Raw genomic sequence first — 20,145 nt, forward strand, 5'->3', positions numbered from 1 at the left:
CATGACCTCCGATGAAAAACTCACCCTTCATCTGGCAGAAGCCATCGCCGCCTCTGATCCGCTCCGCGACGAAGAGACTGTGACGATCGCCCGCACGGCGCTGATCGACTTTTTTGCCTGTGTGCTGGGTGGCGCTTCCGACCGAAGCACGAAAATCCTCATCGACAGCTTTACGTCAGGCACATCCGGCACGGCGGGCATTGTCGGCCATGATCTGCGCACGGATGCTTTCACCGCCGCACTCATCAATGGTCATGCGGGGCACGTGCTGGATTATGACGACGTCCATGGCAGTGTGCGTGGCCACCCCACCGTCGCCATCGTTCCCGCTCTATTGGCTGTTGCGGTCGAGGAAGGCTCTACGGCGGATGCATTTATCGCCGCCTATATTGTCGGGCTGGAAACCATGGCGCGGCTTGGCCTGTCGCTCGGTACCAAGCATTACGAAAATGGCTTCCACGCCACCGCGACCCTCGGCCCCATCGGTGCGGCGGCGGCCATTGCCCATCTTCTGAAATTCACCCCGCAGACGACCGCTATCGCTCTCGGCCTTGCCGCCACGCAGTCTGCGGGACTTCGCCTGCAATTTGGTTATGATGCGAAGCCACTGCATGCCGGGCTTGCGACACGCGCTGGCCTCACCGCCGCGCGGCTGGCAAGATCAGGTTTTCAGGGTGCGCCGGATTTTCTGGAAAACCCTATCGGCTTTTATTCCGCCTTCGCCTTTGGCGCGGAACAGCCGAAACGGCTCCTGTCCGGCTGGGGTACACCCTGGCAGATCGTCTCTCCCGGATTGACGCTCAAGGCATTTCCCTGCTGCACCGCCAGCCACCCTGTTGCCGTTGGTGCGCTTGCACTGCGCAGCGCAAATGATCTGGCACCAGATGAAATCGAAACTGTCGTCATCACCTTTCCCCCGGGAGGCGATGCCGCTCTTGTGGGTTCGGCCACACCCGCCACGGGCATCGATGCGCGTTTCAGCGCCGAATATGTCTTCGCCGCCGCACTGACGGATGGCGCACTCGGCATCAGCCATTTCGACGAAAGCCCTGCACGCGCCGACCTGCTTGGACTTTCCGCAAAAGTCTCGCGCCGGCACGACGAGACCGCCCGCCGCCTCTCGCCGGATCCTACCACCCGTTTCGTGGTCATCGACGTGACGAGAAAGGATGGCACGGTGCTGTCGCGCCGCATTGACGGTCTTCCCGGCATTGATGACCCCACGGAAAAATTTGCCGACGCCACCGGCGGCAATGAAAAATTCGCCGGAATTCCGGCACTGGTGCGGACCATGAAAACCTCAGCCGACCTCAAGAAGCTAGAAGCGCTTCTGGCAACGCAAATATAACACGACTGAAATAAAGGCATGATCACCATGACCACGAATACCCGCAAAAGACAGATGCATCTTGGCCTGTTCCTGCAAGGAGCCGGCCACCACGTTTCCGGCTGGCGTCACCCGGATGCGGAAGCCGGCAGCGAGAATTTCGACCTGTTGACCCGTGTCACGAAAATGGCCGAAGATGCCAAGTTCGACATGGTCTTTCTGGCCGATGGCCTCACAAGCGGCGTCGACGCCCATCCCTCGATGATCGCCCGTTTCGAGCCGCTTACCCTGCTTGCGGCGCTTGCCATGGTGACAAACAAGATTGGACTGGCCGCCACCGCCTCCACAACCTATGGTGAGCCCTACCACACCGCACGCGCCTTCGCCTCCATCGACCATCTCAGCCACGGGCGTGCGGCGTGGAACATCGTTACCACCTCCTATGCCCGCACGGCGGCGAACTTCTCCAAGAGCCATCCTGAGCATGACGAGCGTTATGCCGTTGCGGAAGAATATGTGAACGTCGTGCGTGGCCTGTGGGACAGCTGGGACGACGACGCCTTCGTCAAGGACAAGGAAGGCGGCCGCTACGTCGATCCGCAGAAGGTCCACATTCTCGATCACGAAGGCAAATATTTCACGGTGAAGGGGCCGCTGAACATTCCGCGTTCGCCGCAGGGTCACCCGGTTCTCATTCAGGCCGGCTCCTCCGGCCCGGGGCAGGATCTCGCCGCCCGCACTGCCGATATCGTCTTCACAGCCCAGCAGGCCATTTCCGAGGCGCAGGCCTTCTACACCAGCCTAAAGGCGCGAGTGGAGAAATTCGGCCGCGATCCCGCAAGCGTTGCCGTGATGCCCGGTTTCATGCCCATCATCGGCAAGAGCTTCGAAGAAGCCGGCGAAAAGCTGAAGGAGCTGAACCGCTGGACCGACATCAAGAGCGCCATGCCGTTGCTTGAGGAACGCATCGGCCATAGCCTTACCGAGTACGATCTCGACGGCCCGCTACCGGACCTGCCTATTTCCGACCAGTTGCGCAGCCGCGCCGAACTTTTGACAGAACTGGCGCGCCGCGAAAAGTTGACGATCCGTGAACTGGCGCTGCGCGTTGCAGCTGGTCGTGGCCACCATATCGTCATGGGCACGGCCAAGGACGTTGCGGATCGCATGCAGGAGTGGTTCGAGAACGGCGCGGCAGACGGCTTCAACGTCATGCCGCCCTTCTTCCCCGGTGGGTTGGAAGAATTCAACCGCGAAGTCGTGCCGCTCTTGCAGGAACGTGGCCTGTTCCGCAAGGAATACGAAGGCTCGACGTTGCGCGACCATCTCGGCATCAACAGGCCTGCCCTGCGGGCATAAAAAACGGATGCCCGGCGACGGGCATCCGCATGACAAGAGGCTCACGTGGAAGCAGGCTGTCGCCGATCCGTCAGGCTGCTTTCCTTCCCGACAGTTTCACACTGTGGCTCGTCCGCGACGAGTTGGATGAAATGGATGCCCCGTCGTCGCGCTGGGTCGCGCGGCGGTTCAATTTGAACAGGCTGACCAGTTGCGCCAGCACATCCGCACCCTGGGCAAGTGTAGCGCTAATGGCGGTCGTGCGCGCGCTCATCGCCGCGTTTTCCTGCGTCATCCGGTCGAGCTGGTTGACTGCGCGGTTGATTTCGCTGATGCCTAAGGCCTGTTCATCGGCGGCCTTGGCGATCATATCGACATTGCCGTCAATGTGCTTCACCAGCGCATCGATCTGCTTCAGCGCCTCACCCGTCTCGCCAACAAGCCGCACGCCTTCCATAACCTCGGTGCCGGAATTGTTGATGAGCGCCTTGATTTCCTTGGCGGCACTGGCGGAGCGTTGCGCAAGTTCGCGCACCTCCTGTGCCACGACCGCAAAACCCTTGCCGGCATCGCCCGCGCGCGCGGCTTCGACGCCTGCATTCAGGGCAAGAAGGTTGGTCTGGAAGGCGATTTCGTCGATAACGCCGATAATCTGGCTGATTTCCCGCGATGCCGTCTCGATGCGCTGCATGGCGTTGACGGTACGCCCAACCACTTCCGTGGAAGCCGCCGTTGACGTCCGCGCACTCTGAACGAGTTTTCGGGTTTCCTTGGTGTTTTCCGTCGATGCCCGTACGGTCGCGGTGATTTCTTCCAGCGCCGCCGAGGTTTCCTCCAGCGCCACGGCCTGCTCACGCGATCTTTCGGCGAGATGAACAGAGGCTTCGCTGACTTCCTGGCTGCTTCTGGTCAGGTCATCGGTCTGCCCAAGAACATTTTCCAGGGTTTTCTGGAATTCGGCGATGGACTTGTTGAAATCCCGTCTCAGCCCCTCGAACTCACCCACGAAAGGCTTGTCGAGCGTGACGCGGATGTTGCACTGGGAAAGACGCTCAAGCGCAGCGCCCAGTTCTTCCACCGCATGGACGCGGTCCGTTACATCGAAGGCGAATTTCACCACCTTGACGACTTTTCCCCGCTCGTTGATGATCGGGTTGTAGGACGCCTGGATGAAGACGCGTTTTTCGTTCTTGCCGAGCCGCATGAACTGACCGGTCGAGAACTCTCCCTTACAAAGATCCTTCCAGAAATTGCGGTACTCTTCGGACTGCACGTAGCCACGCTCGCAAAACATCGAATGATGATTGCCGACGATCTCTTCCGCCGTGTAGCCGAGCGCTGTCAGGAAGTTCTCATTCGCGGAGAGAATTTTCCCCTCGGGAGTGAACTCGATCATCGCCTGCGCACGCGAAAGCGCTGCCAGCTTGCCGTTATCCTCGGTGCTTCGGCGCTTCGTCGCCGTGATATCGGAAGCGATCTTGACCACCTTGTAAGGTTTGCCGAAACGAAAAACCGGATTGTAGGAGGCTTCAATCCAGATGTCGTCGCCGGTTTTCGACCGCCGCCGATATTGGCCCTGATCGTATTCGCCGCGTGAGAGTTTCGCCCAGAAGGCCTTGTATTCGGGTGACGCTGCATCTTCGGGAGACAGGAACATGCTATGGGGGCGTCCGATGATTTCTGATTGCTGATAGCCGACCGCCTTGCAGAAATTGTCGTTCGCTTTCAGAATTTTGCCAGTCAGATCGAACTCAATGATGGCTTGCGAGCGGCTTAGGGCATCAAGTACCGCAGATGCGTCCGTACCGAGTTTGAAAAATTGAGACATGTCTTTGAACTCCCAACATAACTTGTATGCGGACCTTTCCTCCTCGATGCCAAGGAGATGAAAATAAAGGATCGGTCTGCGTGTACGCGAAACCTAGCCGGACACTGTTAAATAGCAATTAATGATGACCCATAACTATTGGTGCAATGACCGAAACTGTTGGCAAGAATACTTCAGACCGAGCTGCCTTTACCAACCCGTCCGCACCGGATGAGAACCGCTTATTTGCCACAGTGCTGATATTTCTGCCGCCGCAGAGCGATACGGGCTTTCATCGGTACGGCATTCATTGTTATGGCGGGCTTGAAAGATTTGTGTTGCAGGAGCGCCGATGACCAAAACCCTGAAATGCGACGTGCTGGTGATCGGCACCGGCATTATCGGTTCCATGGCGGCGCTTTACCTGCAAAATGCCGGGCGTGAGGTCTTTCTTCTGGAGCGCGGTGAAGTTGCCCGGGGCGCGAGCTCCGGTAATGCCGGCATCCTCGCCTTTCCCGAAATCATCCCCATTCCCGCCCCCGGCATCATGAGAAAAGCACCGCGCTGGCTTTTCGATCCGCTTGGCCCGCTCAGTGTGCCGCCTGCTTATGCGCCGAAGATCGCGCCGTGGCTGTGGCGTTTCTGGCGCGCCAGCGCTGAGCGCAACTTTCGCCACGGCCTGAGAACGCTCAGCGAGATCAACCGGCTGTCCGCCACCGAAATGGCCCATGTCGCCGCCATGCCGGAGCTCTCGCACTTTGTCGCGAAAACCGGCACGCTCGATCTTTACGACAGCGAAGCCAGCCTCAACGCTGCCCGCAAGGACTGGGATGAAAAGGAACAGGCAGGCTTCTCTTCCAAGCGTGTCGCCCGCAACGAGATAGACGAATTGCAGCCGGGTCTTGCCCCGCAATTCCGCCACGCCATGTTCTCGCCTGATGGCTTGCAGGTCTCCGATCCCTACGACTTCACCCGTGCCATTTTCGACCTGGTGATCGCCCGTGGCGGAAAGCTGCGCAAGGGCGAGGCAGAACGCATCGACGCCGTCGGCGAAAGTACGATCGTGACCCTGGAAAACGGCGACAAGATCGACGCCGACAAGGTGGTGATCGCCTGCGGCGCGTGGTCCAAGCCGCTTGCCGCAACACTTGGCAACATCGTGCCGCTGGAAACCGAACGCGGCTATAACACCACCCTGCCCGCCGGCGCCTTCAACCTCACGCGCCAGCTTTATTTCAACGACCACGGTTTTGTCGTTACACCGCTATCTTCCGGCATCCGCGTTGGCGGCGCAGTCGAGTTGGGCGGTCTGGAGTTGAAACCGAATTTCAAACGATCCGAGGCCATGCTCAAGAAAGCCGGTCGTTTCCTGCCCGGTCTCAAGGTTGAAGGCGGCCAGCAATGGATGGGGTTCCGCCCTTCGATGCCGGACTGTCTTCCCGTCATCGGCACGGCGCGCACCACACCTTCCGTCATCTATGCCTTTGGCCATGGTCATTTGGGGCTGACGCAATCGGCAGCTACCGCCCGCCTCGTGACGCAACTGGCAAACGGCGAGGAGACCGCAATATCGGTCGATCCGTTCCGTCCGGGGCGTTTTTCCTGAAAATGCGGAAATCCGGTTTCAAGCCTGTTAGAGTTTCTACGGTTTAAGCGGACGCCTGCGCGCTATTTCACCTGCTGTACGGAATCTTCCGGAAACTCCACCGTGGCGAAGGACGGATAGACCTTTCGCAGGATCGTCACCTGCTGCTGATCGCTCACACGCAGCAAATACCATTGCGTACCGTCGATAAGCGCCAGGGTATGGGATTTCGCTTCGATCGTCTGGCCGCCGGTTTCCATCACCGTTTTCGTCGGAACGAGCGCATAGGGCGTTCCATCAGGCGTCTGCTGCACACTGATCGCCGCCGTGTCCATGGTGAATTCGGTGATCTTGACTGCTGCAAGCGCCATTTGCATCTGCGTGGTCAGAGCGCTACGCAACTGCCCGACGGAAACACCCGCGTCGTTTGCAATGAATTCAAAGATTTTCGGCGGCACCGTCCGGCCGACAAAATCAAAATCCTGCGCATTCAAGGCGGCGCTGAACCGCTCTATCTGTGTTTGCAGCTTGTCTTGCTCAGACGGCAAAAGATCGCGCGACAAAGCGGGATGCGACATCACCTCCAGCAATAACAGCCAGGAAAACAGGCGTTTCATTGTTTCGCCTTTCCAGGTTTGGGCTTGCCGGTTGCACGGCATCGCAACGTCCGCGCCGCGAAACGCTTGTGAACAGCGTTGCTCAGCGCAGCAGAATGAAACCCGCAGCCGAAAGCACGAGGAAAACGATAAGGCCGCCAAGGAAACCCACGGACGTAAAGAAACCCGCGACCATGGCCAGCATCAGCACGCAGACCAGCATCGTGCCGTACTTCGTCATGGCAAGAAAAGCGTTGTAGGTCTTTTCATGCTCGGCGTAGTTCATCTCGGCGCCAACTTCGACCGGACCTGTGTGGTGTTCGCTCATTCCGCTTCCCCTTCTGCTCCATCCGCCATACCCGCCGCACAAGACAATTTGCCCTGCGGACGATAACGGGCCCATGCCGGATTCTCCGGAGCCAGAGGTAACATGAAGTCGGCGAAAAGTGCAATGCGTTCCACACGAAAGAACATCGATGACAAGCGGGGCAAACGGTATGCCGTGCAAAGCGTGCCGTCGTGCAACATTCCTTTGTAAACGGTTGAAAACGGCGGCCATGCGGCCGGTTTAATAGTGGTTTCGGTTGCTTTTCGGACAGCCTGCCCATACACTGGATTCTGTGGGGAGGAACGCCGGAATTTGGCTGTGCGGATACGCGTGGAGGCGTGCCCGTCACGATGGCCGACCGGCTTGCTTGCCACCATAACCCGCAAAGGGCCCGGCAAGGGAAGAGGGGAAAGTCATGAAACCGCTTTTGAAATTAAGTGCGCTGATCGACCTTGTCAGCGAAGCTCTGGGCAAGGTCGCCGGTTATCTGGTGCTTGTCTGCTGCCTCGTCAGCGCCGGAAACGCCATGGTGCGTTATACCTTCAACTATAGTTCAAACGGCTGGCTCGAAATCCAGTGGTACATGTTTGCCTTCATCGTGCTGGTGGGTGCCTCCTACACGCTGCGCATGAACGAACATGTGCGGGTGGACATCATCTACGGGGCTATCTCGTCTCGCACGCGCCTGTGGGTGGACATCATCGGCATCGTACTTTTTCTCATGCCCGCCTGCTTTTATCTGGCCTGGCTTTCCTGGCCGATGTTCATGCTTTCCTGGCATCAGAACGAAATGTCCTCCAATGCCGGCGGGCTGATCCGCTGGCCGGTGAAACTCATCATCTTCGCCGGTTTCGCCCTTCTGGTTCTTCAGGGATTTTCCGAACTCATCAAGCGCATCGGCGCCCTCAACGGGCTTTATGCGCTCGATACGAAGTACGAAAAACCCCTGCAATGATCGCCGCGATCTGAACCTTCAGGATATTTCCCATGTTCGAATATGGAATTCTTCCGCCACTGATGTTCCTCGGCATGATCATCTTCATGCTCTACGGATTTCCGGTTGCTTTCTCTCTTGCCACCGTCGGTCTGGTTTTCGGCGTCATCGGCATCTTCACCGAGCATTTTTCGCCGGCCTTCCTTCAGGCCTTGCCGCTGCGCATCTTCGGCATCGTCTCGAACGACCTGCTGCTCGCCATTCCTTTCTTCACCTTCATGGGCGCGATCCTGGAGCGATGCGGGCTTGCCGAAGATTTGCTTGAAGGCACGGGCAAGCTGTTCGGCGCCATTCCAGGCGGCCTCGCCTATGCCGTCATTATCGTCGGCGCAATCCTTGGCGCGATCACCGGCACGGTTGCCGCCTCCGTCATCACCATGGGCGTCATCTCGCTGCCGATCATGCTGAAATACGGTTACAATCCGCGCCTCGCCACCGGCGTCATCGCCGCGTCGGGAACCATCACGCAGGTCATTCCGCCTTCGCTCGTGCTGATCGTTCTTGCCGACCAGCTCGGCAAATCCGTCGGCGACATGTATCTCGGCGCAATCGGCCCGTCGATCCTGCAAGTCGCCATCTTCATGCTCTTCATCCTGTTCATGTCGATCGTGCGGCCGAAGGATTTGCCTGCTTTGCCGCCAGAAGCGCGGGGCGAACTCAACCGTGCACTGGTATTTCGCGTGCTGGCGGGCATGGTGCCCTCCATCGTGCTGATCTTCCTCGTGCTCGGCACCATCTTCCTCGGCCTTGCAACACCAACGGAAGCCGGCGCGCTCGGCGTCGTCGGCGCCATGGCGCTGGCCGCAGCCCACCGCCGCCTCACCTGGGATCTCGTCAAGCAGGGTATGCATTCCACCATGCACATCACGTCCATGGTGGTGTTCATTCTGGTAGGCGCCACCTGCTTTTCCCTCGTCTTTCAGGGCATGGACGGTTCGCTGTGGATCGAGCACATGTTGTCGGGCATTCCGGGCGGCCCGATCGGCTTCCTGATCTTCGTCAACATCTTCATCTTCTTCCTCGCCTTCTTCCTCGATTTCTTCGAGATCGCCTTCATCGTCATCCCGATGCTCGCACCCATCGCGCAGGCGCTCGGCATCGACCTGATCTGGTTCGGCGTGCTGATCTGCATCAACATGCAGACCAGCTTCATGCACCCGCCCTTCGGTTTCGCGCTGTTCTACCTGCGCTCAATCGCGCCGCGCACGGTCAAGACCTCGGATATCTACATGGGTGCCATTCCCTGGCTCGGCATGCAGCTCATCCTCGTCGCCATCGTGATCTTCTGGCCGGAATCCGTCACCTACTGGTTGGACAAAGCACCCCAGGTGGACCTCAACTCCATAAAGATCGAAGTGCCTGCGTTCGGCAATCAGGGCGGCAACACCATGCCCAATTTCGGCCTGCCAGGAGGCCAGCCGGGTGGGTTGCCAGGCATGCCTAACCTCGGTGAACCACCGAAGATCGGGCCTTAACCGGCGTCTTTTACGGATTTTTCGGAGAACTTATCATTGCTGAGTGGAAGACAGGGTTGCACCCCTGCCTTCCATTTACTCTGTGTGGAAATTGAACCTGACAGTCATCGACCAGCCTGTCCGGTTTTTCCGAGGTCAGCGTGGCCAATCCTTGCCGAGACTGCGCCTGGTCACTGAGCCTGTTGCTTTTGATTCCGACAGCCCTGATCGTCAATCGCCCTTTCCTATCGGGCGGATGCAGGCGCGACGGCACAACAAAAACCCCGGGGACCGAAGTCCCCGAGGCTTTTGTCCGGTCCGCCGCACCGAATAATCAGAGCTTGCCGTTACGCTGCTGGATCATCATGAAAGTATCGAAAGTATATTCCGCAAGCTGCATCCACAGGTAACCTTCGCGCTTGAAGGCGACCTGATCCTCGTAGATCTTCTTGAAGTCCGGGTTGGTTGCTGAAATATTGGCATAGACTTCCAACGCTGCCTTATAGCAGGCCTCGAGGATTTCCTGACTGAAGGGCCGCAGCACCGCACCTTCCGAAACCAGCTGCTTGATGGCGATCGGGTTTTTCGCGTCGTATTTCGCCATCATGCTGGTATTGGCGAAAGCGCAGGCATCCTGCAGCACCGTCTGGTAGTTCTTCGGCAGGCTGTTCCACTTGTCCAGATTGACGAAGGAATGGATGACCGGTCCGCCTTCCCAGAAGGCCGGGTAATAATAATATTTCGCCACCTTCTGGAAACCGAGCTTGTGGTCGTCATACGGACCAACCCATTCGGCGGCATCAATAGTGCCTTTTTCCAGCGCCGGATAGATATCGCCGCCAGCGATCTGCTGCGGGACCACGCCGAGCTTTTCCACCACCTTGCCGGCAAGACCGGCAATGCGCATCTTCACACCCTTGAAATCGTCGACGGTGTTGATTTCCTTGCGGAACCAGCCGCCCATCTGGGCGCCGGTATTGCCTGATATCATGCCGTAGAGATTATGCTTGGCGTAAAACTCGTTGAGCAGCTTGTTGCCGTTGCCTTCGTAGAACCAGGAATTGGTCAGGCGGGCATTAAGACCAAACGGTATCGCCGTGCCGATAGCGAAGGTCGGATCCTTGCCGACGTAATAATAGGAGCAGGTATGGCACATTTCCACCGTACCCGATGATACGGCATCGGCTGCTTGCAGGCCGGGCACGATTTCGCCAGCAGCAAAGGGCTGGATGGTGAAATTGCCGTCGGTAGCGGCCGCCACATGTTTGGCAATATCCTCGGCGCCGCCATAGATTGTATCGAGCGACTTCGGAAACGACGACGTCAGTCGCCAGGTGATCTTGGTATTCTGTTGTGCAATTGCGGGCGCAGCCAAGGCTGTCGCAGCAGCCCCCGCCAGCGCACCTTTTTTCATAAAGGAACGGCGATCCATCTATATCCTCCCAGATATCAACGCTGCCCGCAGCTTGAATTCCCCTCGTGCTGTTCAGGCATCGCAGCAAAGTAAGCACGGTTACCGCCCAGCTGACAAGCACCCGCGCCAAGAATTAATTGCCGGAAAACCAGCCATATCAGGATTTTTTCGGCGGCCTCTTCGCTATTTTATTTGCAACTGAAATATCGCGACGCCGCCTTATACTTTAGCCGCATATATTGCGTTCCGAGGACGAAACACATGCTTGACTTGGCCCGCTTGCAGTCGCACAAATTTTCGAAGATTCGCCCCCGGAGCCACCATGCCAAAACCGATTATCGCCGTCCCCGCCGACATCCGGCATTTCACCGGAGCCGACTGGCACGCCGCGCAGAACCAGTATCTTTCCGCGGCGCTGAAGGTGGCTGATGTCATGTCCTTCATCGTTCCGGCCTTTGAGGACGGCAATGAGGTCGATGCCATCCTCGACCGGGTCGATGGCCTGCTCGTCTCCGGCTCGGCCACCAATGTTCACCCTTCTCTTTATGGAAAAGAGGCACAGGAGAGTGACGGCCCGTTCGATCCAGCCCGCGACGCCACCAGCCTGCCGCTGATCCGCCGGGCGTTGGAGCGCGGCATTCCGATGCTTGCCATCTGTCGCGGCATTCAGGAGCTGAACGTCGCGCTGGGCGGCACGCTTGCTTCCGAAATTCAAGAACAGCCCGGAATATGGGACCACCGCAAGCCGGAACATGAGGACCGCGACGTGGCCTTCGCCATCCGCCAGCCGGTGCATGTGCGCGAAGGCTCCTGCATTGCGCAGCATCTTGGCGTGTCGGGAGAAATCCAGATCAATTCGCTGCACCGGCAGGCAATTGCCGAGACCGCGCCACGCCTGCAGGTGGAGGCGACGGCGGCAGACGGCACGATCGAGGCCGTCTCCGTCATCGATGTCAAGGGCTTTGCCGTTGGTGTGCAATGGCACCCGGAATATTGGGCCGAGACAGACGCACCCTCGCGCGCTTTGTTCGAAGCTTTCGGCAAGGCAGTTCACGAGTACCGGAACAGCAAGACCTGAACCCGACCCCTCCCCTCCAAGGCCATTCAGGTCCTTGTCGATAGGACAAAAAAGGGGCAAGCCTGAAGGCCTGCCCCAGGTCCGGGAGGAGGAGTGCTTAGCGTTTTGCGCGTTTCTTCTGGCGGTAGACGTCAGCGACGACCGCAGCCACGATGATCAGTCCCTTGACGATCTCCTGGTAATAGGCATCGACCCTGAGGAACGTGAAACCGGATGTCATGACACCGAGAATGATGGTGCCGATCACTGTGCCGGTAATACGGCCAGCACCGCCGGCGAGCGAAGTGCCGCCGATAACGGCCGCGGCGATGGCGTCGAGTTCATACATCACACCCATGCCGGCCTGCGCCGTCTGTGCACGGGCGGCGGTGACGACGCCTGCAAGACCGGCCAGCATGCCGGCAATGGCATAGACCTTGATCAGATGCGCCTCGATATTGATACCGGAAACGCGGGCGGCCTGCTGGTTGGCGCCGATGGCATAGGTGAACTTGCCGTAACGGGTGTAACGCAGCGCGACGTGGAAAATAACCGCGACGACGAGGAAAACCACGACCGGCCAGACACCTGTTCCGATGAAGGTGAAACCGTCGGTCAGACCGGAAATCGGTTGGCCCTTGGTGTACCATTTGGAAAGGCCGCGCGCCGTCACCATCATGCCCAGGGTTGCGATGAAGGGCGGGATTTTCGTGCGTGCTATAAGCTGCCCGTTGATGAAACCGGCCAAAGCGCCAGCCAGAATGCCGACAGCCAGCGGCATGAAGAAAGGCAGATCGGTCAGACCCGGGTAAAGCGCCCGCGGCCATGTGGACGACTGCCCGACGCTGGCGGACAACATCGCCGTCAGACCGACGACCGAACCGGAGGACAGATCGATGCCGCCGGTGATGATGACCTGCGTGACGCCGACGGCGATGATGCCGATGACGGACACCTGCAGGATCATGATCGTCAGGCGCTGCTGGTTCATCAGAAAGCTCTGGCCGATGAAAATCCAGCCAAGAATTTCGTAAACCAGCGCGATGCCAATCAGCACGAAAAATATATTTGCTTCGGGCGGTATGCGCCTGTGCGGCTTGCGTCCGGATTTTGCATCCAACTCTGCGTTGGCGGCGGCGTTCGTATTCATAGTCATTCCTCCTCGAGAAATCCCGGCGCGCCTCACCGCGATGCGAGATCCATCACTTTCACCTGTGTGGCTTCACTTCTGTCAAGGAAGCCCGTCACGCGACCTTCATGCATGACCATGATACGGTCGCTCATGCCCAGAACCTCCGGCATTTCGGAGGAAATCATGATGACGGCGACGCCATTGCGCGCCATCTCGCCAACCAGCTTGTGGATTTCGGCCTTTGCGCCAACATCGATCCCGCGCGTCGGCTCATCCAGAATGAGGATGCGTGGCTGTGTCAGCATCCAGCGCCCGATCAACACCTTCTGCTGATTACCGCCCGACAGGTTTTCGATGCGCTCGTAAAGATTGGGCGTCTTGACCCGGAGCTTGCGGCACATGTCGTCGCAGGCTTCCGAAAGCGTCTTTTCCTGCACGAAGCCGTTGGCGACATATTTGTCCTGAAGAACCGCGATCTGCATGTTCTCAAGAATATTGAGGATCAGCAGGCAGCCGGTATCCTTGCGGTCTTCCGTCAGGAACGCCATGCGGTGACGGATCGCCTCTGTCGGACTTGCGATCGACACAGGCTTGCCGTTGATTTCCACAGTGCCCGAAGACGCCGGCGTAACGCCGAACACCGTTTCCGCCACGTTCGAGCGGCCAGAACCGACAAGGCCGGCGACACCTAGAATTTCCCCGGCGCGAACATCAAATGACACGTCATGGAAGACGCCGTTCAGCGTCAGGTTCTTGACCGACAGCACCACATCGCCGATCGGAACCTCTTCCTTCGGGAACATCTGGGTAATTTCGCGCCCCACCATCATGCGGATGATGTCGTCTCGCGTCACATCGGTGGACGCGTGGGTGCCGATATATTTGCCGTCGCGAAAGACGGAAAACTCATCGGCGATCTCGAAAAGCTCATTCATCTTGTGAGTGATGTAGACGATGCCGATACCGCGGTCCCTGAGGTCGCGGATGATGCGGAACAGATGTTCCACCTCGCGCTCCGTCAACGCTGACGTCGGTTCGTCCATGATGAGAACGTCGGAATCGTAGGAAACCGCCTTGGCGATTTCGACCATCTGCCGGCTTGCGACCGATAGTTCGCCGACACGCATTTCCGGATCGAGATCGATACCGAGCCTTTCGAGCAGTGTCTGGGTGCGGCGATACATTTCGCCATGGTCGATAAAGCCCAGTCGGTTTTTTGGCTCTCGGCGAATCCATATATTTTCCGCCACCGTCATATAGGCCATCAGGTTGAGTTCCTGATGGATCATCGCAATGCCGTTTTCGAGCGCATCAAGCGGTGAATCGAGGCGTATCGCAGCGCCCTTCAGGCGAATTTCTCCGACATCCGGCTGGTAGATACCTGCCAGAATCTTCATCAGCGTCGATTTACCGGCGCCGTTCTCACCCATCAGCGCATGCACGGTGCCGCGCTTGAGGTGGAACGAAACGTCATCCAGCGCGACAACGCCGGGAAATTCCTTGCGTATGCCGTCCGCTGCGAGAAGATATTCTGCATTGGGCACGGCGCCGCTGGCGCGCACGGCGGCCATTGTCGATGGGCTGACGACCATCTTATCCTCCACGATAGACAAAAATGACCGGGGAAGAGGTTTCGCCAAAAGGCGCCCATCCTCCGGGGAGGCTTACAGCGCCGTGCCGATCAAGACACACAAAAGCGCTGTAACACTTTGAATTCACTGAAATACTATTCTAGCCTGGTTCAACTCGGCGTCTGAGACGCCGACTGCCGTCCAGAACCGGCATTTGCTTCCGATATTGCTTGAAACGGTCGCAAATGCCGGTAAAGGGTCGTCAGTTCTTGGCTACGTAGTCCTTGACGTTTTCCGGGGTAACGAGCTGGAAGGGAATGTAGACCTTCTTGTCAACCTTGTCGCCCTTGACGAGCTTCAGTGCGGCATCGAGAGCACCCTTGCCCTGGCCAGCCGCATCCTGGAAGACCGTCACGTCGAGATCGCCTGCCTGCATGGCGGCAAGAGCGTCTTGCGTGGCGTCCACACCGGCAACGACATATTCCTTCATGTCCTTGCCCGCGGCCTTCAGAGCCTGGATAGCGCCGATCGCCATTTCATCGTTATTGGCGATGACGGCATTGAACTCGATACCGCCGGACAGCCAGTTGGTGACGAGGTCGGAACCCTGCGTGCGCTGCCAATTGGCCGTCTGCTCTTCAACCACGGAAATGCCCTTGCATTCATCGGTTTTCAGAACATCGTGAACGGCCTGCGTGCGCATGCGCGCGCCCTGATTGGACAACTCGCCCATCATGATCACGGCCTTGCCCTTGCCACCGAGAAGGCGGCAGACTTCCTTGGTTTCAAGCGTGCCGGCCACAGTTTCTTCCGATGCCACGAAGGCCTGGCCGTCTGGCAGGGAATCCACGTTTACCGGCTGGCGGTTGACGTAAACCAGCGGAATCTTGGCTTCAGCAGCAAGTTTCGACATGGCCGCCGTCGCATCCGTATCAACCGGATTGACGATGATCGCATCGACCTTGGAGGCGATGAAATTCTGGATCTGGCTCTGCTGCTTGGCAACGTCGTTCTGCGCGTCCTCAACTTGCAGGGTGACGCCCTTCAGCTCCTTGGAATAATCCTGCATGCCGTTGCGCAGCACGGTCAGGAAGTTGTCGTCGAACAGGGCCATCGAAACACCGACGGTCTCGGCATGTGCCGCCGTGCCCAAAAGCACAGACATAGCCGCACTGATAATAAGCTTTTTCATTGTTTTCTCCTCCTCGGTGTCCAGCGCCACCTCTCCCAGCCGGAAACGGACCCGAGAGCCCGCCGCTAACTCCTCACATCCAGAAAACGGAATAATGAAACCGAATTTCTGTTGTTCGATATATTTATTCCATTTTTGGTTCGAACGTCAATGCTTTCTTCGTGGCCGTGAAGCGAGACGGCACACAAGGCGGTGATGACCAGGAGTTTTCAGAGAAAACGGGGATAGCCCCCTCCGCCCTGGCGTGGGCGGAGGGGGCTCATGCGCTTGCTGAGCACTTTCGCGGAAGTCGCTGGGCTGCCTGCGATAAAACATCACGGACAAGTGGAAGAGTTGGACGGGCGCGAAAGACGCGCCACGTCTTAATCGTGAAAACCGGGCATCACATCCGCCGGAATGGGGCAGACATAATCACTGCCCTCGGTTTTCTCCAGCCATTCTTTTTTGACACTTTCAAGCAGCTCGGGCGAGGTCATCAGCGAAAGACCTGTCGATGCGAGCGTCTTGGCGGCGTGTGCCATGGCTTTGTGGGCGGCCGGGCTTTTGCCCTGCGCCACCACCTGCCATGTATGCGGATTGGTCCCGATTGCCCATGCGGGCGTCCAGCATTGCGCTGTTGGCGTTACCCAGCTGACATCACCGACATCGGTCGATCCGGCACGAAAATGCGACTGCCCCTCGAAATCGCGCAGGCCGAGATGCAGCGGCGTCGACCCGTCGATCTTCCCGTTGGAAAAGACGTCGCCCTTGATCTGGTAGAGCCGGATGCTGCTTTTGATCGCCTCTTCCGTGAACGTGTCCTGAATGACCTTGGCGAAGGCCTGATCGGCCTCGTCGAAGGCTATGGGTCCAAGCGCCACCATGTTTTCATGCATCGCCGTTTCGAGTGTGATGTTGGGCAGGAGATTGGTGGAGGCGGTATCGAAGACGATCTCCACCTCTGTTTCGGTCATCATGGCCGCACCACGCGCGACCTTGTCCACACGGGCTGCGAGATCGAGCGCCTGGCGCATTTCAGGTGCGCGGATCAGATAGAGCACTTCGGCCTTTGCCTGCACAACATTTGCCGCTTTGCCGCCGGCATCGGTGATCGCATAATGCACCCGGCAATCCTGCGGCATGTGTTCGCGCAGGAAATTGACGCCAACATTCATCAATTCGACAGCATCTAGCGCCGAGCGACCAAGATGGGCGGCGTTGGAGGCATGGGAAGCAACGCCCTTGAAACGATAAAAATATTCCAGCACCGCGAGATTGTTGGTGGAGCGTACGCCGTTAAAGGGCGCGGGATGCCACGTCAGAGCCGCATCGACATCGTCAAACAGACCGGCGCGCACCATGAAAGTCTTGCCGGAACCGCCCTCTTCGCCGGGGCAGCCATAATAACGCACCGTGCCGGGCAGGTTGTTGGCTTTCAGATGCCGGGCAAGTGCGATGGCGGCCATCAGCGAGCCGACGCCGAGCAGATTGTGGCCGCAGCCATGGCCGGAGGCGTCGGGTTGAAGCGGTTTTGCCTCGGCCACGCCGGCCATCTGGCTCATGCCAGCAAGCGCGTCAAATTCACCGAGGAAGGCAATAACCGGCTTGCCGTGGCCGAATTCACCGATGAAGGCCGTGTCCATGCCAGCTACACCGCGGCGGACCACAAAGCCGTTCTCCTCAAGCGCGTTTGCTAGAACCCCGGCAGATTGCCTCTCCTCGAATTTGAGTTCGGCAAAATCCCAGATGCTGTCGCTCAAAGTGGTGAAATGTGGCTTCATTGACTCGATTTCGGCGGCAATCGACATCACGGCTTCACGGTTCATGGCTTGTCCTCGCATTCCTGCCCTTTAAGGGCGCACGCAAACGCTTCGGCGGGGGCCGCCAAATCATTACGGTCATGATGGCAAATGCCCGCGCCGGGCTTTGCTTCCGGCGCGGGCAATATTGGATCAGTTGTCGACCGAGACTTCCCAGAGGCGGGCGTTCGACTGCCAGACCGGCTGACCCTTGAGCTTCTTGGTCGCGCCCCAGACATCGACCATGTCGTAAAGGAAGATGCCGGGCATTTCCTTCAGCATCAGTTCGTGAAACTCGTCGAAAATCTTCTGGCGCTTCGCCTGGTCGGCCTCAACATAGGCAGCCTTCATCAGCTCGATCGCCTTCGGATCATCCCACATCAGGGAGGCGTTCTTGTCCTTGTTGCCGACGTAGAATGCATACATCAGGGCCGGATCGAGACGCGGCGCGACAGACTGCGAGATCACCTGATAATTGCCGGAACGGCGACGATCCACCTGCGTGGCATAGTCCAGCACCTCGATCTGTACGTTCAGACCCGCCTGCTGCATCATGGCCTGCGCCATGACGGCTGCCGGAAAACTCGGCACATTGCCGCGCTTGTTGGCGATGATAGAGATCGGCTCGCCCTTGTAACCGGCTGCCGCCAGTTCCTTCTTGGCTGCCTCGATGTCATAGGCCGGACGCTTCTTCTGGGTCTCATCGAAATAGACCGAGTCCTGCGAAACCATCGAGCCGTTGGCTTCGCCCGTACCGTTCGATGCGGCGGCGACCAGTTCATCTAGATCAAGCGCCATCGCCATGGCGCGGCGCACGCCTGGATTGCCCAGCACCTTGTCGCGGGTCTGAATATAGAAAAGGTTCTTGCCGTTGTTGCGGGCAACAATGAGCTGCATCTTCTCATTCGTCTTGAACTCCGGAATGAGATCGGGAGAAATCTCGGCGGTGTCGAGCACGCCGGATTCGAGGCCCGCCTTCACGGTCGAGGCGTCCGGAATAACCATGAACTTGATGCCGTCGGCCAGCGGCCGCTTGGAGCCGACCATGCCATCCGGCTTGCCGTCGTTCACAGGCGAAACATAATCCGCGAATTTGGCGAGGCGGATATATTCACCCTTCTTCCATTCGTTCCACTGGAACGGACCGGTGCCGATGGGCTTGACGAAGCTGCCGTCAGCGGCAACAGATTCCGGCGAGATCATGCCGGTATAACCGCATTCGGGCCGCGACATCAGGCCGAGGAAAACGGCTGACGGCTTTTCAAGCGTAATCTGAACCGTGGAGGCGTCCGTGGCCTTGACGCCGGTGACATGCGCGGCACCGCCTTCCACGAAATCATTCAGGCAGGCCCATTTGGTTTCGGGCTTCAGATAGCGCGTCCAGTTCCAGACGACATCTTCTGCGGTGAGCGGCTTGCCGTTATGGAATTTTACATCCGCGCGCAGCTTGAACGTATAGGTGAGGCCATCTGGCGAAACCTCGAAGCTCTCGGCAAGCAGCGGCTTTACTTCGCCGCCATTGTTGTAACCGACGAGGCCTTCGACGATGTGAAGGATCACCCCGTCCGTATTGCCGTCACGATTGACGCCGGGATTGCTGCTGCGCAGATCGGAGCTCTGCGCGATGGTGATGTCGCGAGCCGCCGCGATATTGGCTGTTACGAGCAGGGCCGCGCCTGCGAGAAGAAGTTTGTTCACTGTTCTACCCTCTTTGTTGTCGTTGATTATCATTGTTGAAAGCCGTCCCAGCAGGCCTGCGCCAGCCGGCCGATCGTTTCGAGCGCGATGGTGTATCCCGGCGTGCCGTCAGGCATCACCTGCGGCACTTCATCGGTATAGGCGGTGATGATGAAAGACGGCGCGCCGTTTCTGTAGACGATGCCGGCGTCCATACGCCCGCGCTTGCCGCGTCCGCTCTTGCTCGCCACCACAGCCTCGAATGGCAGGCGGGAGCGGATTCCGTAGCGCAATATCTGGTTTTTCAGCGTCTGCATTGCCCAGCCGCACAATTGCGGGCTGCAGCCGAGCGTTGCCTGCGCCTCTGGCGAGGACTGGGCATCAAGAATGGTCTGAAGCAGCAGCACCTGGTCCGCCGCCGAGGTGGTCGTGACGGTCTTCAGCGGATGATCGGCCGCCAGCGCCAACGGCGGAATGAGGAAACGGTGGTGGGTATTGGCCATGCCGAGCGTCTTGCAATAGCTGTCCACCTCCTCAAGCGTCAGCCGCTCCAGCACCATCTTGGTGCAGACATTGTCGCTCAGCACCATCATGCCGGCGAGCGCATCGCGCAGGGAAATGACGATGCCCGGTGTCAGATAGCGGAACATGCCGCTGGCCACCTCTTCCGCCAGCCTCTTCTCATAGGTGACGGGCTGGTCGAGATCGAGCCGCCCTTCGCTGGCAGCCTTGAGCACTGCCATCATGATCGACGTCTTGCGGGTGCTGCCCGATGGGGTCTCCTCGTTTTCTCCCCGTCCGATCTCTTCGCCGGTCAGGAGATTGCGCACCATGAAGCGCGTCACAAAAGGCTGTGCATCACAGATAGCATTCAGTTGGGCAGCCACAGTCATTG

General features: G+C 58.5%; 16 protein-coding genes. 6 read left to right on the forward strand and 10 right to left on the reverse strand.

Features of this window, described 5'->3' with window-relative positions; all coding sequences use genetic code 11:
- The first annotated feature begins 1 nt into the window (after position 1).
- Together T18_RS09790 and T18_RS09795 are read left to right on the forward strand one after the other, a co-directional pair.
- Entirely contained in the window at positions 2-1,348 is a 1,347-nt protein-coding gene (locus T18_RS09790) for an MmgE/PrpD family protein (RefSeq protein WP_003510970.1), read from the forward strand.
- An 18-nt stretch (positions 1,349-1,366) separates the two neighbouring features.
- Positions 1,367-2,686, forward strand: coding sequence for an LLM class flavin-dependent oxidoreductase (locus T18_RS09795; protein ID WP_003510972.1), 1,320 nt, complete (start codon positions 1,367-1,369; stop codon positions 2,684-2,686).
- A 70-nt stretch (positions 2,687-2,756) separates the two neighbouring features.
- On the opposite strand, the gene T18_RS09800 is transcribed toward T18_RS09795, so the two are convergent.
- Positions 2,757-4,493, reverse strand: coding sequence for a methyl-accepting chemotaxis protein (locus tag T18_RS09800; protein WP_003510974.1), 1,737 nt, complete (start codon positions 4,491-4,493; stop codon positions 2,757-2,759).
- Between the two features lie 331 nt (positions 4,494-4,824).
- Here T18_RS09800 and T18_RS09805 point away from each other — a divergent pair, with 331 nt between their 5' ends.
- A complete protein-coding gene (locus T18_RS09805; protein ID WP_003510975.1) occupies positions 4,825-6,078 on the forward strand; it encodes an NAD(P)/FAD-dependent oxidoreductase in 1,254 nt (417 codons plus the stop codon).
- A 62-nt stretch (positions 6,079-6,140) separates the two neighbouring features.
- On the opposite strand, the gene T18_RS09810 is transcribed toward T18_RS09805, so the two are convergent.
- Both T18_RS09810 and T18_RS09815 read right to left on the reverse strand, forming a co-directional pair.
- Positions 6,141-6,674, reverse strand: coding sequence for a hypothetical protein (locus T18_RS09810; RefSeq protein ID WP_003510976.1), 534 nt, complete (start codon positions 6,672-6,674; stop codon positions 6,141-6,143).
- 82 nt (positions 6,675-6,756) lie between these two features.
- The gene (locus T18_RS09815) at positions 6,757-6,981 is read right to left on the reverse strand and encodes an aa3-type cytochrome c oxidase subunit IV (protein WP_003510978.1); all 225 of its coding nucleotides are present in this window, start codon (positions 6,979-6,981) and stop codon (positions 6,757-6,759) included.
- Positions 6,982-7,396: 415 nt separating this feature from the next.
- On the opposite strand from T18_RS09815, the gene T18_RS09825 reads away from it, so the two are divergent.
- Both T18_RS09825 and T18_RS09830 read left to right on the forward strand, forming a co-directional pair.
- Entirely contained in the window at positions 7,397-7,936 is a 540-nt protein-coding gene (locus T18_RS09825; RefSeq protein ID WP_003510982.1) for a TRAP transporter small permease subunit, read from the forward strand.
- A gap of 32 nt (positions 7,937-7,968) precedes the next feature.
- On the forward strand, positions 7,969-9,450 hold the full coding sequence (locus T18_RS09830) for a TRAP transporter large permease (RefSeq protein ID WP_003510985.1): 1,482 nt from the start codon (positions 7,969-7,971) through the stop codon (positions 9,448-9,450).
- A 313-nt stretch (positions 9,451-9,763) separates the two neighbouring features.
- Here the strand turns inward: T18_RS09830 and T18_RS09835 are convergent, their stop codons facing one another.
- Complete coding sequence (locus T18_RS09835) at positions 9,764-10,861, reverse strand: TRAP transporter substrate-binding protein (protein WP_003510986.1); 1,098 nt, start codon at positions 10,859-10,861, stop codon at positions 9,764-9,766.
- Positions 10,862-11,165: 304 nt separating this feature from the next.
- Here T18_RS09835 and T18_RS09840 point away from each other — a divergent pair, with 304 nt between their 5' ends.
- Complete coding sequence (locus tag T18_RS09840; protein ID WP_003510988.1) at positions 11,166-11,921, forward strand: gamma-glutamyl-gamma-aminobutyrate hydrolase family protein; 756 nt, start codon at positions 11,166-11,168, stop codon at positions 11,919-11,921.
- A gap of 97 nt (positions 11,922-12,018) precedes the next feature.
- Here T18_RS09840 and T18_RS09845 read toward each other — a convergent pair whose 3' ends face one another.
- The 6 genes from T18_RS09845 to T18_RS09870 form a co-directional block, all read right to left on the reverse strand.
- Positions 12,019-13,050 carry an ABC transporter permease gene (locus tag T18_RS09845; protein ID WP_003510990.1) on the reverse strand — a complete coding sequence of 344 codons (1,032 nt, stop codon included), beginning with the start codon at positions 13,048-13,050 and terminating at the stop codon, positions 12,019-12,021.
- Positions 13,051-13,082: 32 nt separating this feature from the next.
- On the reverse strand, positions 13,083-14,624 hold the full coding sequence (locus T18_RS09850) for a sugar ABC transporter ATP-binding protein (RefSeq protein ID WP_003510992.1): 1,542 nt from the start codon (positions 14,622-14,624) through the stop codon (positions 13,083-13,085).
- A gap of 241 nt (positions 14,625-14,865) precedes the next feature.
- Positions 14,866-15,795 carry a sugar ABC transporter substrate-binding protein gene (locus T18_RS09855; RefSeq protein ID WP_003510994.1) on the reverse strand — a complete coding sequence of 310 codons (930 nt, stop codon included), beginning with the start codon at positions 15,793-15,795 and terminating at the stop codon, positions 14,866-14,868.
- Positions 15,796-16,157: 362 nt separating this feature from the next.
- Positions 16,158-17,600 (reverse strand): M20 family metallopeptidase, encoded by a 1,443-nt coding sequence (locus tag T18_RS09860; RefSeq protein ID WP_003510996.1) that lies wholly within the window; start codon positions 17,598-17,600, stop codon positions 16,158-16,160.
- Positions 17,601-17,726: 126 nt separating this feature from the next.
- On the reverse strand, positions 17,727-19,271 hold the full coding sequence (locus tag T18_RS09865) for an ABC transporter substrate-binding protein (protein WP_035251549.1): 1,545 nt from the start codon (positions 19,269-19,271) through the stop codon (positions 17,727-17,729).
- A 29-nt stretch (positions 19,272-19,300) separates the two neighbouring features.
- The gene (locus T18_RS09870) at positions 19,301-20,143 is read right to left on the reverse strand and encodes a serine hydrolase (RefSeq protein ID WP_003511000.1); all 843 of its coding nucleotides are present in this window, start codon (positions 20,141-20,143) and stop codon (positions 19,301-19,303) included.
- Between the last annotated feature and the right edge of the window lie 2 nt (positions 20,144-20,145).

It is taken from the genome of Rhizobium sp. TBD182, assembly GCF_001950375.1.
Taxonomy (GTDB): domain Bacteria; phylum Pseudomonadota; class Alphaproteobacteria; order Rhizobiales; family Rhizobiaceae; genus Agrobacterium; species Agrobacterium tumefaciens.

What these genes read in the sequence shown, in the direction of transcription:
- T18_RS09845 (WP_003510990.1), bottom strand. Translation starts at nt 13,050, where the DNA reads ATGAATACGAACGCCGCCGCCAACGCAGAGTTGGATGCAAAATCCGGA.
- T18_RS09810 (WP_003510976.1), bottom strand. Translation starts at nt 6,674, where the DNA reads ATGAAACGCCTGTTTTCCTGGCTGTTATTGCTGGAGGTGATGTCGCAT.
- T18_RS09795 (WP_003510972.1), top strand. Translation starts at nt 1,367, where the DNA reads ATGATCACCATGACCACGAATACCCGCAAAAGACAGATGCATCTTGGC.
- T18_RS09850 (WP_003510992.1), bottom strand. Translation starts at nt 14,624, where the DNA reads ATGGTCGTCAGCCCATCGACAATGGCCGCCGTGCGCGCCAGCGGCGCC.
- T18_RS09870 (WP_003511000.1), bottom strand. Translation starts at nt 20,143, where the DNA reads ATGACTGTGGCTGCCCAACTGAATGCTATCTGTGATGCACAGCCTTTT.
- T18_RS09800 (WP_003510974.1), bottom strand. Translation starts at nt 4,493, where the DNA reads ATGTCTCAATTTTTCAAACTCGGTACGGACGCATCTGCGGTACTTGAT.
- T18_RS09815 (WP_003510978.1), bottom strand. Translation starts at nt 6,981, where the DNA reads ATGAGCGAACACCACACAGGTCCGGTCGAAGTTGGCGCCGAGATGAAC.
- T18_RS09825 (WP_003510982.1), top strand. Translation starts at nt 7,397, where the DNA reads ATGAAACCGCTTTTGAAATTAAGTGCGCTGATCGACCTTGTCAGCGAA.
- T18_RS09805 (WP_003510975.1), top strand. Translation starts at nt 4,825, where the DNA reads ATGACCAAAACCCTGAAATGCGACGTGCTGGTGATCGGCACCGGCATT.
- T18_RS09840 (WP_003510988.1), top strand. Translation starts at nt 11,166, where the DNA reads ATGCCAAAACCGATTATCGCCGTCCCCGCCGACATCCGGCATTTCACC.
- T18_RS09830 (WP_003510985.1), top strand. Translation starts at nt 7,969, where the DNA reads ATGTTCGAATATGGAATTCTTCCGCCACTGATGTTCCTCGGCATGATC.
- T18_RS09855 (WP_003510994.1), bottom strand. Translation starts at nt 15,795, where the DNA reads ATGAAAAAGCTTATTATCAGTGCGGCTATGTCTGTGCTTTTGGGCACG.
- T18_RS09790 (WP_003510970.1), top strand. Translation starts at nt 2, where the DNA reads ATGACCTCCGATGAAAAACTCACCCTTCATCTGGCAGAAGCCATCGCC.
- T18_RS09860 (WP_003510996.1), bottom strand. Translation starts at nt 17,600, where the DNA reads ATGAACCGTGAAGCCGTGATGTCGATTGCCGCCGAAATCGAGTCAATG.
- T18_RS09835 (WP_003510986.1), bottom strand. Translation starts at nt 10,861, where the DNA reads ATGGATCGCCGTTCCTTTATGAAAAAAGGTGCGCTGGCGGGGGCTGCT.